A 15,342-nucleotide genomic window follows, 5' to 3' on the forward strand; every position below is an offset into this window, starting at 1 on the left:
TTGATGCTACACCTATGCTCATATCTACTCTATAGCCTCAATGTGAAATTAACTCAATTGGTATTGTGTTACTTTTAGAATATCACTATACAATAAAGCCAAGTAATCCCATAGCATTAGATATAGGATTACTTGCGACGAAATATATGAAATTTGTAAAACAAGTGATTAACTCTAACGTAAATCACTTTAATTAATTAACAGTTTCTTTTTTCAGTCTCCAAAATGCCAATACAAAACTGATTGAGCAAAGACAGATAAATATCACTGTCACAAGTAATAAGTTTTGCCAATCAATAGAAGTTCCCAAAATCAAACTCCGCAGGCAGTTTATAATATGAGTGAAAGGATTTATCATTACCGCAATTTTTAAGCCTCCAGATATACTTTCCATGGGAAATAATGCTGTGCTTGTAAAGAAGATGGAAAGTACAATCAGATTCATGATGGTTTCATAAATTGTTTCATTGGGCAAACACATACTAATAGCATAAGATAACCCCGACATAAAAAATGCCGTAAGAAAAATAAGAGGTATCATCAGAAACAATCCAATAAATCCAGATGCAATACGTACTGACAAAAATATAGATAGAACAAGCATGATGGCTATTTCAATGAATGAAACTAAAACTGCTTCCAGTATTTGTCCCAGAACAATGGAGCTTCGTTTTACAGGCGCTATCAATATCCTGTAGAAGCTACCATTGGATTTCATAATAAAATTGATATAACCGCCGCTACTACAGCATGCGAGTGTAACAAGCACCATGATACCAGGTAGCATAAACGAAGTATAGTTGCCGCCTGATATATTCTTCATGGACTGTTCCGCGATTGAACTATATAATACTAACCAAATAAGAGGCTGTATAATTGTAAGTAGTATTGAAATAGGGTTCTGAAATCGCCACTTTATATTGCGCCATAATATATTTATTATCTCCATTTACTCACCTCTTCGCCATACCCAGTTAACTTCAAGAACACATCTTCAAGGCTGGGCTGTACTATTTCTATCGCCTCAAAAGAGACCCTCTTTTCCAGAAGCCACTTGTTAATATCTTCAAAAGTTTTTCGATCATCTCCAGCATCCGCAAAAATCGAGTATTTACGGATGTTTATTGACGGAAGTATATGTGCTTTAGCAAGTATCTCCGCACATTCTTCCGCTTTTTTCTTCTCATAAAAACCAATGCGGAGTATATTTTGTCTTATATATTGCTTCAGATTTCCAGGAGTTTCCTGTATCAATCCGTGGCCTTCTTTCATAATACAAATTGTATCGCTAAGTTGATCAGCTTCATCAAGATAATGGGTGGTCAAAAAAATCGTTGTTTTAAAATCATCCCGGATTTTTTGAACGATTTCCCACATGGCCTTTCTGGAAGCGACATCCATACCAACCGTTGGTTCGTCTAAAAAAAGTATTTTAGGCATTGATACCATATTCATTGCAATATCCAATCGACGCTTTACTCCGCCGGAATAGGAAGCAACCGGGTATTTCAAATACTTCGACAGTCCGAAACTGTCAATAAGGATGTTTATCCTTTTTTTTGCTGTAACATTGTCCACCTTGTAGAGCCTGCTTTGAAATATCATATTTTCCATAAGAGATAGGTGATCATCAATAGAAACGCGCTGTGAAACACAGGCAATCTGTGTACGAATCCAAGCGGGTTCCTTGCATAAATCTTTACCTAACATGGTTACAGTTCCAGATGTAGGCTTGTAAAGTGTTGTTAGTATGTTGATAAGCGAAGACTTTCCTGCACCATTTGGTCCAAGCAAAGAAAAAATTTCTCCGCAGTTTACTTCCAAACTTAAATCGTCTAAGCCCTTGACGCCGTTCTTATACTGTTTAACCAATTTATCAATTACAATTGCAGACATACTATTCCTCCTCTTTAATCGGGAATAGTATTTCTGTAATATACTTTTGGGGATTGCCTTTCAAAAACATTCCCGGACCCTTGATATAGACTTCCCTAAACGGAGGCTGTAATGTTAGGTTATTTTCCCGTGCATAACGGTCAATTGCTTCATATTCGTAATTCATAGTTTCATAAGAACCGATATGAGTAGCACAAACAGCTTTTATCCGCGGAAGTTCTTTTACTGTAATACCATTCCCGTTTGGTGTTTCAGCAGTAGGAACACATAATTCCATTTCACCCATTTTTGATTTCTGATCCACCACATAGTAGCAGAAAAATGGTGCACCATTTGATTTGCCCTGAATAGACTTAAACACATTGGGAAATACTTTACTTGCTTCAGTGACAACTCCTTTATATTTCATAAAAGCCACTCTAATAGTTTCGATATCTCTAATTTCAATTTGATAATCCATTTATTCTTCACTTCTCTCTTTCTTAATTGCAATCCAGACTTCTGCATGACCGCCTTTTGAGCCTTTATTGCTAACAGGATAAACTTCTATATCAGGAAGTTCAGCGTATTCGTATCCTGAAACTGGAAGCCATTCTGTAAGAAATCGTTTGAATATAGTTTGAACGGATTCCTTAAAATGACCATTACATTCAAAGACCACCCATGTGGCAGCTGGTATCTCAAACTCAAACATTCCATCAGGTACAGGTTTATCCGTAGGAGTAGCAATATAGTAATAGATATTTTGTGGATTTGTATAGGCTGTGACACCAAAAATACCATGTGGATCTTTGTCTATAAGTCCACAAATTTCAGAAAATAACGTACTTTCAAGCATTCTATTCCAAAATACGGGAACATTTTTTTGGTTTTGGTCCATATCCTCTTGTAATGCTGTCCTAACCCCAACAATTCTAATTGTTTCTTTTGTTTCAATTCTATAGTTCATATTCTCACCTCCTATAACTGAAATTGATAGACTGATAGGTGAATAAGCGGTTAATAAGGTTCCCTTTGTACGTGCAACAGTTGGAGCGACACCATGAACACTTTGAAATGCTCGATTAAAGGATGTTGGGGATTCATATCCGTATTTTAAACCGATATCCATCACTTTCATATCACTTGTTTGCAATTCAAGCGCTGCTGCCGTCATACGTCTACGGCGTATATACTCAGACAAGGGAATGTCTGCAACGTAAGAAAATATTCTTTGAAAATAATAAGTGGAGCAGCAAGCAATTTTTGCAATTTCATCATAGGAAATAACACCAGTTAAATTGCTTTCTATATAATCAATTACTTCGCTTAATTGTTTCATCCATTTCACTTTTACCACCCCTTCTTCTTATATAAAAGTTTAGCACAATGTAAATTATAAAGCCTCTCTTTTGATGTCCAGATTTGTAAACTAATTTTTTAATACTTAATACACAATTGAATTTATAATAAACTTTTTATTTAAATTTACATGTAAATTTCAGATAACTCTTATTTAGGACGGCTTTACTTGAAATTACTCATTATTAAATCATTTACTTAATTATACTATAAAAGCTATTTTATATTTTTAACTTATCGCTATCCGGCAATTCATCTTGGGTAACACTTGTATTTAAATGTTTACCTCGCAGTTCATTTATTAATCCATCTTACCCCAAACGATCATAGATTTTTCTCCAGCGAGTTTATAGGTTGCATTAATGTTATATAATTAAATTATGGTATGATATCTATATTTAAAATGCTTTATCAAATAAAAGTTGGCAACTAGGATTATTTAAAAGAAGTTATAGAAACACTAGATATAAATGTAGATATAGTAAGAGCAACAGAAGAATGATCGATGGAGGAGATAAAATGAAGGAAGAGTTTATAATCTTAAAAGGATGTAGAGAAAATAATTTAAAAAATGTTTCATTAAATATACCTAAAAGAAAAATCACTATATTTACTGGGGTATCTGGTTCAGGAAAGTCCTCTATTGTTTTTGATACAATAGGAAAGGAAGCAAAACGTCAGTTAAATGAGACATTTAGTGCCTTTATTAGAAACTTTTTACCAAAGTATGGCGAAGTGAAAGCTGAATATATAGGAAATTTATCTACACCGATAATTATTGATCAAAAAAGAATTGGTGCAAATTCAAGGTCAACCCTTGGAACTATTACAGATATTAACCCATTCATTAGAATGCTCTTTTCTAGAATAGCTATTCCTCATATAGCTCAACGAAATAAGTTTTCTTTTAATGATATAAGTGGTATGTGCCCAGAGTGTGAGGGCCTTGGCATGAAACTAACTGTAGATATGGATCAAATTCTAGATAAAAATAAATCAATTAATGAAGGTGCTATATTGCTCTCAGGGTTTGGTATTGGTTCTTGGCCATGGAAAATATTTGCTGAATCTGGCTTTTTCGATAATGATAAGAAGCTATGTGATTATACAGATGAGGAACTAGAGAAATTTTTATATGGCCCCCCTGAAAAGATAAAAGTAAATGTTATTGGAACAATGAATATAACTTATGAAGGGTTAATTCTAAAGTTTAATAGATCATATTTAAATAGTGATAAGGAAATGTCTGAGGCTTCAAAGAAAAAGCTTAGTAAATTAACGATGTCAGCAGAATGCCCTCTGTGCCACGGTAAAAGACTAAATCAAGAAGCATTAAGTTCTTTAATTAATGGTTATAACATTTCAGATTTTATGTCAATGCAAATTGATGAACTTATTAATGTTATAGACGAAATTAATTTTAAAGAAGTCTCCACGGTAATTGATAGTATAAAAGAAAAACTCAATAATATTATTGATATAGGCCTGGGATATTTAACCCTTGATAGGGAGACTTCAACACTATCAGGTGGTGAATCTCAGCGCATAAAGATGGTTAAGCATTTAAATAGTAATCTTATAGATTTATTGTATATATTTGATGAGCCAAGTATTGGGCTTCATCCAAGAGATGTTCATAAATTAAATGATCTATTACAAAAGCTCAGAGATAAAGGAAATACAGTTATTGTAGTTGAACATGATCCAGATGTCATAAAAATCGCTGATTATGTTGTTGATGTTGGTCCATATGCAGGTACCAAAGGCGGTAATATAGTATTTGAAGGAAGCTATGATGAATTACTCACATCTGGCACACTTACAGGAAATGCCTTAAAGAGTAGTCTTTCAATTAAAAAAGTTACAAGAAAGCCTAATGGATATCTAGAAGTTAATAATTGCAATACAAATAATCTAAAAAACATATCAGTTAAGGTCCCCAAGGGGGTATTAACGGTTATAACAGGTGTTGCAGGCTCTGGAAAAAGTACACTTATGAAACAGGAATTTCCAAATCAAAATAAAGATATTATATTAATTGACCAGAGTGCGGTTTCCGCAAATTCTAGATCAAGCCTAGCCACTTATGGTGGAATAATGGATAACATAAGAAAGGTCTTTGCAAAAGATAATAACGTCAATGCATCACTATTTAGTTATAATTCAAAAGGTGCCTGTGAAAATTGTAATGGCACTGGAATAATTGAAACAAACCTTGCTTTTATGGAGAATACTAAAAACACTTGTGAAGAATGCGCTGGTAAAAGGTTCAAAAAAGAAGTTTTAGAATATACTATCCAAGATCAAACAATAATAGATGTTCTAGATATGACTGTTTCGGAAGCTTTAGTATTTTTTAATAATAAACAAATTAAGACAAAGTTACAGTCAATAGAAGAAATGGGAATTGGATATTTAACTTTAGGTCAAACACTTGATACATTATCCGGTGGAGAATGCCAAAGGTTGAAACTTGCTAACGAATTACATAAAAATGGTTCAATATATGTTATGGATGAACCATCAACTGGACTTCACATGTCTGATATAGAAAAATTCATAGGCATAGTTGAAAATATTGTTGATAATGGAAATACTGTTATTATAATAGAACACAATATGGATATTATTAGGAGCGCAGATTGGATAATAGATCTTGGACCAGAGGGTGGTATAAGAGGCGGAAATGTAATTTTTGAGGGGACACCTTTAGAGTTAACTAAATGTAAAGAATCTCTTACTGCTAAATATATATAGTTTAGAGATAAAGTGCATTTTACTAAATATTGTTATTATAACATACAGTACAAATTCTAGTGTTACATTCAGAACATCAATATAACCTAAATATATTAAACCCCATATCATTGGATATGGGGTTACTTGTGACGAAATATAAATATAGTTGCGACGCAACTATATTTATATTTTTTTATTACTCTCCTTTTTCAACAATAACTATTGTATAAATATTTAATAAAAAAAAGATAACTCCTGTTCACAATACAGAAATCATCCTCTTAATCTAGCGCAAACTTTACTTGAATTGACCTTAACAAAGTACCGATTATTATTTCATAATCTTTTGATTATCATCCTTGTGTGGTGAATTTTTATTTTCTATAGTATTAATCATGTCTTTAATTGCATTTACTACGTACTGAGGTTGGTCTATATATATATAGTGTCCAGAATTTGGAACTGGTATTCTTTTAGAATAATTAGAGCAGCTAAGCCAATCTTCTTGTTCTGCGTTTACAACTGCTTGATATATGGGTCCCATACCTTCATCATCTGCTGATAGGTAAGTTAATGGTACATTTCTAAGTACATCTCCTGCTTGGTACACCTGCTGCTCACTTTGTAATACTTCATCTATTGTGCCATCCGCTTTAGTAAACTGACCTAAGAGAGATTCTTTCAGTTCTGGCATATTTGAATTAATGAAATTCATCGCATCCCCCATAACATTCTTTCCTGAACCATCTACCATAATTATGCCTGCAACCTCTTTTCGATACAATTTTGTAAATTCAACAGCATCTAAACTAGCTATTGAATGAGCTACTAAAAGATAAGGTGCTTTAACACCTTTTGCTCTTAAAAGGGCATGTAAGTTACGAGCTTTATCAATGGCTGTTTTGCCATTACCTTTTTCAAATATTGAGCTATCATATGATACTGAGCAAAAATTATTATTCATCAATAGTTGCCTATCTTTATCATTTAATGGTTCTCTATTGGCAGTGTCATCACTTTTTCCAAGCCCTGCTCTATCATATGTTACTATTCTTGCATATTTAGATATTTCCTGTTGAATTTCTCCCCAACCTTTTTGGGGATCACTTTCAGTATTTATACCATCATTATAACCTGAATCAAACACTACAGAAACCTTGCCCTCTCCCGCTATTTTAGTATATAGCCCGAAATCGCCTATGCTTACCTTACCTTCAAATTGATTATTATCTTCCTTAGCATATGCATTTATTGAGAATGACCCCAACATTAGTGTAGCCGCTACTACAGTAGATATAAGCTTTTTTGATACATTTCCTCTCATTTTAACGCCCCCTTATATTTTTAAAAATAAGATAGTTAAATATACCTTACATATAAGAATATACCATATTTTATATTTTAATTCCATAAAATTGTATATTTTGCAATTTTATGGAAAATTAAAAAAGAGTTGTTAAAAAACAACCCTATTTTTAACCCCTACGACTTAAGCAGAGAATGACTTATTATTCTCTGCGTTAATTCTGGTTTCTTCTTATTTCTTTACCCAAACATGGGTGATTTCCCCAAATGCAAATTTGCGATAATGGTTTGCTTCTTTGTAAGCTTCGTTTATATAGTCTTTAGTTTCTTGTGTGTAAAAATCATTGGGATTGGGGGTAGTAAGTTGCGTTAATTTACATTCAATAATTAGTCTGGCTTCTTTGAAAGACATATCACCGGAAGGAGTTTGAACCCTTGTCAATTCAACTTCTTTCATTTTTTCACTATCTCTTCCTGATTTACTTCCCAAAAGGAGCACTTGTTCCTTATATTCATTCGCGAAGTAAGACAGCGTATATGTTTGCTCTTTTTGAATTATTTCAAGCGTATAACGGTCTGCTCGAAGAATACACCAAGTGGTGGGCTTTTTGAAAAGAGTTCCCAAACCACCCCCACTGCCTATCATGGAATTATAATGATCTTCCTTGCCCGCAGTAATAACCGTAAATTCTTTTCCTACCAACGGACCTACCAACGTAAGTACATTGTCGCATATCTCTTCCGTAGAAATTTGTTTAAATAATTGATCAAAATTCATCTCTTTGACATTTACATGATTTATTTTTTCTTTCATTTTTTCTCCTTTTATGTCTGGTCTATTTATAGTATTATTATATATATTATATAACGGTTTGTTCTGTAGATTGTGTATTGATTTACTTAAATTTACACATTTAAAATTCTCACCTCTCGAAAAAGAATAGTTATGTTTCCTTGGCAACATAACCATTCTATCACTTTATTGTTTCCTTGTCAATAATAAAGGGGGCTGTATCATACGCTGATGTTTCAGCGTTTTGATACAGCCCCTTTAGGCTACTTTTTTATACAACCCCATTATTCAGAATCATTTGGATTTTTTATATCTACACCTTGCTTCTTTATTTCTGCATCCAAATGCCTACTATACTTTTCCACGAAGCTAAGCATGATATCAAATTGTTCCTCGGTTACCTGTTCAAATACGGCTTTATCCCGCTCTTGAAACTCTTTGTGCAACTGCTCATGGACTTTGTTAATTACTTTCCCTTGCTCAGTAAGCCTAAAATAGATTTCTTTCTTATTATCCGGTTTCTGGTAGCTTTCGATAATGCCTTTTTTTATGAGCTTTTTAGTCATTTTACTTATGGCACCCCTAGTCATATAAAAGGACTCCGCAAGTTTTGTCACGTTTGAATCTACATTTCTTCCAATGTATTCGATGCAATGTACTTCAGAAGACTTATAGCCCTTAAGACTGTCTTTCATCTTAACCTTATTAAGCGAAACTATCTTGTTTAATAAGTCCCTGAAACCCATTATGACCTGTTCTTCTTTGTTCATGGCCTGGCCTCCCACCCGTTAGTGTATTAACAATATTATATTATACTTTTGTTTCTATTTCAACAATGTTAAAGTAATTATTCTAAGCATTTAGCTACATCTGAAAAAATAGAGACAAAGTCGTATAACCATTCATCATTCGTGTTATTTCTATGATATTAGCAGATTATATAGAAAAAAGACATTACTGCCTTTTTAAGTTGATGACCAATCTGGCCCACAAGGACGGAAAAGCGATACTGGAGCTCAAGGACCTTCCGGTCCACAAGGACCGAAAGGCGATACTGGAGCTCAAGGACCTGCCGGGCCAAGTAGTTGTGAATGCTGTTTACCAAGTTTAAGAGTAGTTTTAGGTTATCTATTTAGCGTTAGTGCAACTAACATAAGGGTTGAAACAGTAGCACCACAACCACCTGTAACTAATGACAGCATAGATAGATTTTATCCTGATGCAAATGATGCATCCACAGCGGTATTAGTTCAATTTAAAGATGGAACAATTGTATCTCTTTGTGAAATTGAGTTAATACAAGCTTCCGCTTTAGTAGATAGTTCTTCCGATAAAGTACCAGATGCATTGAAAGTTGCTTTGGATAAAACTATTAAAGATATGTCAGATGCTTGTAAGCAATGTTGCTCTGAACAGCTAAGATTATTGTTTGAAGATAATATTAGTAAAAGTGTTGCTAATATAGATTCAAATAGAGACAATATAATATCAGGCAACAACACTGTTTTAGCAACTGGTGCAAATTTAGCATTAATTGACATTCCTGGAACCGATGGAGCTGCAGTTAATTTATGTGTTGTGTCTTCAGTAAAATTCTAGTATAAAATATTTTGTATTTACTTAGTAATAGATCATTAATACCTTTAAAATATCTATTTGGGTAGATTCAAATAGGGTTCAATGGACATAATTGTAAAACTGGTCACATGCTGGAACTAATATTCAGCATGTGCCTAAACACTTCTCAAATTTATTAGATCAAAAGATCTTATATCGTTCATGTAAACATAAGTACGAAGGAATGTTGATTTTTCTTACATATTTCCGAAAACCATCTAATAAGTTCAAAAGAACCTTCTTCATAGTAATTGATCCCCAATTTCTCATAATACTCGATCTCATCATAGGAAAATATATGTTCCACTTCTTGAAACAAATCATATCCTCCAGAAAAATAAATATCTCTATCAATTCTTTTGTCATGGAAAAACTCATTAGCATCTCTTGTCATAGAAAACGGATAGAAAATCCAGATGTAAAGCCTTCATTAAAAATGAAACATCTCAAGAAATTGAGAGTGCTTGGAATAATTCATTACTTATTATTTTCAGAATAAAATTTTAAAGCTTCTCCAATAAATTTAGATGCACCAGTGCCATATTCCTTATCGATTACTTTTATATACGTAGGATTTGATAAATAATGATCAGCTGTATAACCCCAATAGTTATCTCCAACATCCACTTTTAAAGATTCAAGACTCTTTTTAGTTATAGCTGCAATTTTATCAACAATTTGTTGAATCTCTTTTGAAGAAGAATCTTTACTTAAGTCAGATGTAAGCTTCTCATATAATGTATTTATTTTAGGCAGCTTATCTGCCAAATAATTTTTTAGGGCTTCTCCGATAAATTTAGATGCACCATTTCCATATTTCTTATCAACTTCTTCTATCCACTTAGGATATACTAAATAAATTTTTACCATAGAGTACCAATAATCATCCCCATTATCCATTTTGAAAATTTCATAATCTTTTTTAGCTATATTTGTTATTTCTTCAGCGATCTGTTGAATTTCCTTTGAAGAAGGGTCTTTACTTAAGTCAGATACAAGCTTTTTATATAGTTCTTTTAATTTAGGATGCTTATCTTCCAAGCAATCTTTTTTAAACTTATCATATTGTTCTTCTTTAATAAACATATCACTATTAAAATTTTTCTTCATAGCTTTAACATATTTTTTAATACTTCCATATTCCTTTATAGCCATTTTAGCAATCTCAGCTTCCTTAGATTTACACATTCCAATAAATTTATCATATTTATCCATACTACCATAAGATTTAATTATAATATTTTTGTGTTCAGTTTTAAATTCTTCTAGTGCATTATAATATTCACTCATATCAAATTCTTCAAAACTCATTGTGGTTTCTCCTTTTAATGTTTTATTTACAAGTTCTATTAAACCATTCAATCTGTTGCGTTTTAGTATAAGCAATTTTTCATGACTTTTTAGTGCTTGCATTTTATCAAAGTGGGCACTAGCCATGATTTCTTTAACTTCTTTTAGTGGTATATCAAGTTCCTTAAAAAATAAAATCTGTTGCAAGGTTTCAAGAGCTTCATCGTCATAAAGTCTGTAACCTGCGTCTGTAAAATTGCTTGGTTTTAACAATCCGATTTTATCGTAGTAATGTAGCATGCGCACACTTATTCCTGTCAAATCCGAAACTTGTTTTATTGTTTTCATTGCTGCACCTCCAACTTTGACTTTAGAGCTATCAATACTGTTTAATACTCGCCGTCTATGAGTTTTGCCAATGTCGTTAAACTCTATTTTTATATTACACTATGACATAGTGTTAGGGTCAACACTTTTTTACTTTTTTTTAAGAGCATAGAGCATCTAATTTAGTTAGACAAAGTAGCAAAACAAATTATATCCATGATTTATTAATATCCCCCAGGGAGTTTTTCTAAGGAGCTTGCGACTGCGGTTGCCATTAACGCTGTGAAAGTCACTGTGGTACTATTTGTGATTTTAAGTGTTATTTCTATGATAAATACGTACAATATGATAATAGGGCAAATTACCATATTAGAATAAAAGAAAATCAAAAGGGGGATATTATGAAGGCAATTGTTAAGGGTAAGGTAGCTGTTAACAAGTCAGTGGAGAAAGCTAAGAGCGTCAAGGCAAAGTCCAAGATAAAACCTACAGAAAGTATTGGTAGACAAGGAAATCTTAAAAAGAAAAAGAAAGGGAAATAATTTCTTGATGTAAGTAATAAATATGGTAAAGAACAAAATTTAGAGGAAGAATAAACAAATACATGGAAGAACATGCTATTTGGGAAACGCATATAATAAATATTACATTTAAAAAACCATATGTTGCTTCTTTGATTTATAAAGGTTAATGTTGCAATAACCCCATAGCCATCAAGCTAAAGGAAGTCTATAAAAATAAAGCCCCCCATTTGTAAAAATGTTATCATTTAAAAGATAATAAAAACACATCAATGGGGGTAATTTACAAATGATAGAAGAAAACTTAAAATTGGATAAAGATATGAAACATTTTGCAGCTGAAATTAGAAGATGTTTTTCAAAAGAGGAGATTGAAGAAATAGCTAGAGTAACAGGCTTTGTGAAAAGAAAAGGTAAAATTAAAGCATGGGAATTCGTTTGCTTATGCTGCTTTATGGATGCAGAGGTTGCGAATAATACACTTGTTACCTTATGTACAAAACTTAGTGCAAAAATAGGAATAGTTATTTCTAATCAAGCATTAGATCAACGTTTAAATGAAAGATGTGTGGAATTTTTAAAGAAGATTTTTGAGAACCTGTTGCGCCAAACAATAACAAATAATACTTGCATACCAAGTGTATGGGATGAACATTTCAAACGAATAAGAATACTTGATTCTACTGCTTTTCAAGTACCAGAAAGCTATAAAGATATTTATCCTGGATCTGGTGGCTGCTCTCAAGCTTCAGGTGTAAAAATACAACTAGAATATGAATTGAAATCTGGAAATCTTCTTAATATACAAGTAGGAGCTGGCTCAGGAAGCGACAATACTTTCGGGACCAAAATAAGAGATACTATCAAATCGGGGGATCTTATTTTAAGAGATCTTGGGTATTTCAACTTTGAAGATTTTTTGGACATAGAAGATAGAGAAGCGTTTTACATATCAAGACTCAAACCTAATATAGCAGTATATATAGAAAATAAGGATATAGAGTACTATAAGAATGGCGCTCCTAAAAAATCAAGCCTTTTTAAAAGAATCTATATTTCTGACATAATGAAACAGATGGGCGAGGGGGACCGTTATGAAATTAAGGATGTCTATGTAGGCAAGGAAAAGACGCTAAAAACAAGGCTTATTTTATATAAACTAACAAATGATCAATTGAAAAAAAGAACAGAAAAATCTGTGAAGAATGCTAAAAAAAAGGGTATAGAAAAAAGTAATAATACGATTGAATTATTAGGTATATCTATTTATATAACGAATATTAAGGAAGAAGTTTTAAGTTCAAAGCAGGTTCATGAGTTTTACAGTTTAAGATGGCAGATCGAAATAATATTTAAAACGTGGAAATCCATATTTAGTATACAGGTTGTAAAGTTAGTTAAAATAGAACGGTTTCAATGTCAGCTTTATGGAAAACTTATTTTGCTACTAATAAGCTCTGCTGTAATGTTTAAAATGAGGACTTTAGCTTTAGAAAATAAAGGCCTTGAAGCCAGTGAAATTAAAACTTGTGAAATAGTTCATGAATATATTGATAGTCTATATTTTGAGCTTATCAAATTCCCTAATAAAGTTCTCGATACCTTAAAATTAATATTTGAAAATGTAGTTAGGAATGGTCTGAAATCTCATAAAAAGGATAAGAAAACTGTTTTTGATATTCTTGGAGTTTGTTATAAATTAACATCATCGCAGGCTAAAGTTGCAGCATAAAACAACTTGATAAAATTGTAAAAGCCCCACTATATACGTGGCTTTTTTTGGTGTACCCTAAAATTGTTTGAATACTATTGTACACTTAAAATTTACCATTAAAATTTATCAAAATAAATTTTAATGGTAAAATATAGCATTTAATAATGACTTACTAATATTCAATATGGCTTAGCTTGATGGCTATGTGCAATAACCCCTATTAAGATCATTGTCATCTCAAGTAACCCCCTATCATAGATATGGGGTTACTTAAGATGACATATAAGAATAATCTTTATTATTATTGACTAGAAATCACACTAATTAAGAACCTATTTTTTTAAATGTACCTTTGTCTATATGTAATTCCTACTATTTATTTTTCTATAGTTATCCCTGTATTTTTTGTTTTATAATTCTTAAAAGTTTTCTCTAATTCTTCAAGAGATATACCAAGTGTTTCTGGTACACATTTATATACAAATATCATACCCATAGCGCCTAACACTACAAATACCATAAATGAACCAGATAAACCTAACCCTTTTAATATTGTAGGGAAAAGAAGGCCAATAAAAAAGTTAGTGGTCCATAGGAAAAATACTGCAATACCCATTCCTAATCCTCTTATTCTTATCGGGAAAATTTCGGCTAGTAATAACCAGACTATTGGTCCAAGACACCCTTGGAAGAAAGCTAAGAAAATCACAGTAAATATAATTACAACGTATGGAAGCATACTTGAACCCGCTAACGTATTTGTAAGAATAGACATTGCAAGCATAGTTAAGGTAGTTCCAGAAAGTCCTATTAATAATAAGGGCCTACGACCAAATCTATTTGCAAAAAATTTCATATAGATAACTGCCGCAATAACAGACATTAAACCATTTGCTATATTAGCTATTAATGCCATTCGAGTTCCAAAACCGGCTTTTTCCAAAATTGTTGTTCCATAATACATCATTATATTAATTCCTGGGATTTGTTGTGTAACGGCTATTCCGATTCCAATTAATACAATGTGGCGAATCCATGGAATATTTAAATCTTTAAAAGTAGCACACTCTAAATTTTTTTCAGCTTGAATAACTTGTTCTATTTCCTTAATTTCCTCCTCTGCATCTTCTTTATTACGAATTTTTCTTAAAATCTCCAATGCTTGATAAAATTTTCCGTTAGCGGCTAACCATCTTGGGGTTTCAGGAACTGTTAATATTCCAACCCATAAGATAATTGCTGGGATAGTAGCAATGACTATCATATAGCGCCAAATACCAGGAGTATCAAAAACATTTCCTAAAATAGCATTCAATATATAAGCTAATAGTTGTCCAATAACAATCATAACTTCATTTTGGGTGACAATACTTCCCCTTAAGTGCGTAGGAGATATTTCAGCTAAAAATGTTGGTACAATAACTGATGCTCCTCCCACCGCTAGTCCTAATATAAATCTACAAAAGATTAAAATTGATGCACTAGATGAAATTGAGCAACCTAAAGTTGCAAAGACGAAAACTATAGCAAGAAATTTAATTATTGTTTTTCTACCGTATCTATCAGATAAACGTCCTCCTACTACTGCACCTATAGCTGCACCAAATAATAATCCGCTTGTAACAAGTCCTTCAGTGATAGTGTTTAAATCCAATTGATCCTTTCTAGCCATATAACTTAAGGACCCATTAATTACCCCCGTATCATATCCAAATAAAAGTCCACCCAAAGTTGATATAAAAGCTATTTTGCTTAGGAATTTTTTTTTCTTAAGATTTTGTTCCATACTAATTCCTCCT

At 32.4% G+C, this 15,342-nt stretch carries 15 protein-coding genes; 5 read left to right on the forward strand and 10 right to left on the reverse strand.

What is annotated here, in order from left to right; translation table 11 throughout:
• Positions 1-193: 193 nt before the first annotated feature.
• The 4 genes from ACWJJT_RS06165 to ACWJJT_RS06180 are packed head-to-tail and all read right to left on the reverse strand — an operon-like array spanning position 194 to position 3,226.
• The gene (locus tag ACWJJT_RS06165; RefSeq protein WP_220320530.1) at positions 194-949 is read right to left on the reverse strand and encodes an ABC transporter permease; all 756 of its coding nucleotides are present in this window, start codon (positions 947-949) and stop codon (positions 194-196) included.
• Positions 940-1,896, reverse strand: a complete 957-nt coding sequence (locus ACWJJT_RS06170) for an ABC transporter ATP-binding protein (RefSeq protein WP_220320531.1) — start codon at positions 1,894-1,896, stop codon at positions 940-942. The genes ACWJJT_RS06165 and ACWJJT_RS06170 overlap by 10 nt, the downstream gene beginning before the upstream one ends.
• Before the next feature lies 1 nt (position 1,897).
• Positions 1,898-2,356: a GyrI-like domain-containing protein gene (locus ACWJJT_RS06175; RefSeq protein ID WP_220320532.1), complete on the reverse strand. Its 459-nt coding sequence runs from the start codon at positions 2,354-2,356 to the stop codon at positions 1,898-1,900.
• The gene (locus ACWJJT_RS06180) at positions 2,357-3,226 is read right to left on the reverse strand and encodes an AraC family transcriptional regulator (protein ID WP_220320533.1); all 870 of its coding nucleotides are present in this window, start codon (positions 3,224-3,226) and stop codon (positions 2,357-2,359) included.
• Positions 3,227-3,756: 530 nt separating this feature from the next.
• Here ACWJJT_RS06180 and ACWJJT_RS06185 point away from each other — a divergent pair.
• Positions 3,757-5,994, forward strand: coding sequence for an ATP-binding cassette domain-containing protein (locus ACWJJT_RS06185; RefSeq protein WP_462956365.1), 2,238 nt, complete (start codon positions 3,757-3,759; stop codon positions 5,992-5,994).
• Between the two features lie 313 nt (positions 5,995-6,307).
• Here ACWJJT_RS06185 and ACWJJT_RS06190 read toward each other — a convergent pair whose 3' ends face one another.
• From ACWJJT_RS06190 to ACWJJT_RS06200, 3 genes are all read right to left on the reverse strand, one after another.
• Positions 6,308-7,300: an alpha/beta fold hydrolase gene (locus ACWJJT_RS06190; protein WP_462956366.1), complete on the reverse strand. Its 993-nt coding sequence runs from the start codon at positions 7,298-7,300 to the stop codon at positions 6,308-6,310.
• A gap of 213 nt (positions 7,301-7,513) precedes the next feature.
• Positions 7,514-8,095: a flavin reductase gene (locus ACWJJT_RS06195; protein WP_220287611.1), complete on the reverse strand. Its 582-nt coding sequence runs from the start codon at positions 8,093-8,095 to the stop codon at positions 7,514-7,516.
• 263 nt (positions 8,096-8,358) lie between these two features.
• Positions 8,359-8,844 carry a MarR family transcriptional regulator gene (locus ACWJJT_RS06200; RefSeq protein ID WP_220287609.1) on the reverse strand — a complete coding sequence of 162 codons (486 nt, stop codon included), beginning with the start codon at positions 8,842-8,844 and terminating at the stop codon, positions 8,359-8,361.
• A 152-nt stretch (positions 8,845-8,996) separates the two neighbouring features.
• Between ACWJJT_RS06200 and ACWJJT_RS06205 the strand changes: the two genes are divergently transcribed.
• Together ACWJJT_RS06205 and ACWJJT_RS06210 are read left to right on the forward strand one after the other, a co-directional pair.
• Positions 8,997-9,185, forward strand: a complete 189-nt coding sequence (locus tag ACWJJT_RS06205) for a hypothetical protein (RefSeq protein WP_220287608.1) — start codon at positions 8,997-8,999, stop codon at positions 9,183-9,185.
• Positions 9,186-9,433: 248 nt separating this feature from the next.
• On the forward strand, positions 9,434-9,673 hold the full coding sequence (locus tag ACWJJT_RS06210) for a hypothetical protein (protein ID WP_220320535.1): 240 nt from the start codon (positions 9,434-9,436) through the stop codon (positions 9,671-9,673).
• A gap of 178 nt (positions 9,674-9,851) precedes the next feature.
• Here ACWJJT_RS06210 and ACWJJT_RS06215 read toward each other — a convergent pair whose 3' ends face one another.
• Both ACWJJT_RS06215 and ACWJJT_RS06220 read right to left on the reverse strand, forming a co-directional pair.
• Positions 9,852-10,010: a hypothetical protein gene (locus ACWJJT_RS06215; protein WP_220320536.1), complete on the reverse strand. Its 159-nt coding sequence runs from the start codon at positions 10,008-10,010 to the stop codon at positions 9,852-9,854.
• 158 nt (positions 10,011-10,168) lie between these two features.
• Complete coding sequence (locus tag ACWJJT_RS06220; RefSeq protein ID WP_462956367.1) at positions 10,169-11,329, reverse strand: MerR family transcriptional regulator; 1,161 nt, start codon at positions 11,327-11,329, stop codon at positions 10,169-10,171.
• 380 nt (positions 11,330-11,709) lie between these two features.
• On the opposite strand from ACWJJT_RS06220, the gene ACWJJT_RS06225 reads away from it, so the two are divergent.
• Together ACWJJT_RS06225 and ACWJJT_RS06230 are read left to right on the forward strand one after the other, a co-directional pair.
• The gene (locus ACWJJT_RS06225; RefSeq protein ID WP_216304528.1) at positions 11,710-11,850 is read left to right on the forward strand and encodes a hypothetical protein; all 141 of its coding nucleotides are present in this window, start codon (positions 11,710-11,712) and stop codon (positions 11,848-11,850) included.
• A 268-nt stretch (positions 11,851-12,118) separates the two neighbouring features.
• Positions 12,119-13,561, forward strand: coding sequence for an IS4 family transposase (locus tag ACWJJT_RS06230; RefSeq protein ID WP_462956368.1), 1,443 nt, complete (start codon positions 12,119-12,121; stop codon positions 13,559-13,561).
• 358 nt (positions 13,562-13,919) lie between these two features.
• Here ACWJJT_RS06230 and ACWJJT_RS06235 read toward each other — a convergent pair whose 3' ends face one another.
• Complete coding sequence (locus ACWJJT_RS06235) at positions 13,920-15,329, reverse strand: sugar porter family MFS transporter (protein WP_462956369.1); 1,410 nt, start codon at positions 15,327-15,329, stop codon at positions 13,920-13,922.
• Positions 15,330-15,342 lie beyond the last annotated feature (13 nt).

This window comes from Clostridium sp. CM041, assembly GCF_055081035.1.

Excerpts from the sequence above, each read along its gene's own strand:
- ACWJJT_RS06200 (WP_220287609.1), bottom strand. The coding sequence starts at position 8,844 with ATGAACAAAGAAGAACAGGTCATAATGGGTTTCAGGGACTTATTAAAC.
- ACWJJT_RS06230 (WP_462956368.1), top strand. The coding sequence starts at position 12,119 with ATGATAGAAGAAAACTTAAAATTGGATAAAGATATGAAACATTTTGCA.
- ACWJJT_RS06175 (WP_220320532.1), bottom strand. The coding sequence starts at position 2,356 with ATGGATTATCAAATTGAAATTAGAGATATCGAAACTATTAGAGTGGCT.
- ACWJJT_RS06235 (WP_462956369.1), bottom strand. The coding sequence starts at position 15,329 with ATGGAACAAAATCTTAAGAAAAAAAAATTCCTAAGCAAAATAGCTTTT.
- ACWJJT_RS06185 (WP_462956365.1), top strand. The coding sequence starts at position 3,757 with ATGAAGGAAGAGTTTATAATCTTAAAAGGATGTAGAGAAAATAATTTA.
- ACWJJT_RS06190 (WP_462956366.1), bottom strand. The coding sequence starts at position 7,300 with ATGAGAGGAAATGTATCAAAAAAGCTTATATCTACTGTAGTAGCGGCT.
- ACWJJT_RS06170 (WP_220320531.1), bottom strand. The coding sequence starts at position 1,896 with ATGTCTGCAATTGTAATTGATAAATTGGTTAAACAGTATAAGAACGGC.
- ACWJJT_RS06205 (WP_220287608.1), top strand. The coding sequence starts at position 8,997 with ATGATATTAGCAGATTATATAGAAAAAAGACATTACTGCCTTTTTAAG.
- ACWJJT_RS06220 (WP_462956367.1), bottom strand. The coding sequence starts at position 11,329 with ATGAAAACAATAAAACAAGTTTCGGATTTGACAGGAATAAGTGTGCGC.
- ACWJJT_RS06225 (WP_216304528.1), top strand. The coding sequence starts at position 11,710 with ATGAAGGCAATTGTTAAGGGTAAGGTAGCTGTTAACAAGTCAGTGGAG.
- ACWJJT_RS06195 (WP_220287611.1), bottom strand. The coding sequence starts at position 8,095 with ATGAAAGAAAAAATAAATCATGTAAATGTCAAAGAGATGAATTTTGAT.
- ACWJJT_RS06165 (WP_220320530.1), bottom strand. The coding sequence starts at position 949 with ATGGAGATAATAAATATATTATGGCGCAATATAAAGTGGCGATTTCAG.